1 protein-coding gene is annotated in these 1,391 nt (G+C 47.3%); it reads left to right on the top strand.

The features are described from left to right. Positions 1 to 229: 229 nt before the first annotated feature. Positions 230 to 1,291: an FAD-dependent oxidoreductase gene (locus tag MO867_RS22045; RefSeq protein ID WP_252473172.1), complete on the top strand. Its 1,062-nt coding sequence runs from the start codon at positions 230 to 232 to the stop codon at positions 1,289 to 1,291. Positions 1,292 to 1,391 lie beyond the last annotated feature (100 nt).

Here is a 1,391-nt window from a genome sequence, read left to right as displayed (position 1 = left end):
TACATGTCCATGGTTCCTACCCATTTCGCCTCTTAAAACTGTCCGAAGTATTGTTAATATAAAAATATATTTATATTTAGTGCGCCCGGGTAGTTTTACAATCTTGGCGAAGTGTCCGGAAGTATTAGACCACTACAAGCGTTTTATGTGGAGGGGTGGAACCGGACAGTCAAGTTTATACTTTCTGTAGGTAGCAGTGGCTTGATAGCGAAGTTATTTGAGGTGGCTTGTGAAAGTTCTGGTTGTTGGTGCGGGACCTACGGGTCTAACCGTTGCAGTTGAGCTTGCTCGCCTTGGTTTGTTGCCAAGAGTTATTGACCGCCGGGATAGCGCATCTACCCTAAGTAGGGCTGTGGGGATCACTTCCCGCAGTCTTGAACTGCTCTCAAAGTCTGGCGTTTCAGAGAAATTGATAGCTGAAGGTATTGCTGTTCAAGCAGCGTGCATTTATCTGGATAAGCAACTAGCACTTGAATTCCCCCTTCACTCGGATCGAACCTATTTCCCCACTATTCTCGGATTGCCTCAAGATAGGACCGAAGCCCTTATGGACCAAGTGCTATCAAGTATGGGGGTTGAAGTTGAATATCAGAAAGAGCTTATATCCCTATCTGAGTATAGAGACGGGGTAGTTGCTCAGTTTGATACGGGTGATGAGGACCGTTTCGATCTTGTGATTGGAGCGGATGGTATCCGCAGTACTGTTCGTGAGGCTGCAGGTATTAATTTTCCTGGGTTTGATCTGGAGGAGGAATGGTCGATTGCCGATGTTGATACCGATGGCTGGCCCCCAAGAAGAAAGTTCACATTGGTAAAAATGGAGTCCGGGTTGGTAGCAGTTGCAGTACCTTTAGGGGAGGGGCGTCATCGTTTGGTGGCCAGCTGTGAAGATGCCATAGGAGCTTTCCCGATGGAATTAGATATTAAGAGAGTTCGTCGTCAGGGGACCTTTAAGGTTTCAATACGCCAGGCCGAGACCTATTCAAGAGGTAGGGTACACCTCGCTGGTGATGCAGCCCACTGCCACTCCCCAGTAGGCGGACGAGGAATGAACTTGGGGATTGCAGATGCTGTTGAGTTGGCTGCGCGGATTGTAGCAGGGCGGCTCACAGGGTATTCAGAATTGCGCCATAGGGAGGACAAGAAGGTTATTGATATTACCGAGCGTGGCCGTAAAATAGTAACTGGGAAATCCCTTAAGGCGAGATTTGAATTCAGAGCCCTAATAGCTGCCGCCAACTCTTTACCGGCGGTGCGGAGAAAGTTGGGGCAGTTTGTGGTAGAATTTTAGTGGCGTAAAAATAAGTGGCAACTTCTAGTTTGGACTTAGTCTCTAGTAACTATTCAGTACTAACCTCAAAAAATTTGAATTTGTCCAATAAAAGCCTAGG

It is taken from the genome of Microbulbifer okhotskensis (assembly GCF_023895975.1).
Classification (GTDB): Bacteria; Pseudomonadota; Gammaproteobacteria; order Pseudomonadales; family Cellvibrionaceae; genus Microbulbifer; species Microbulbifer okhotskensis.
The sequence above is the reverse complement of the archived record's forward strand: the minus strand, read 5'-3'. Positions and strand labels throughout refer to the sequence as shown.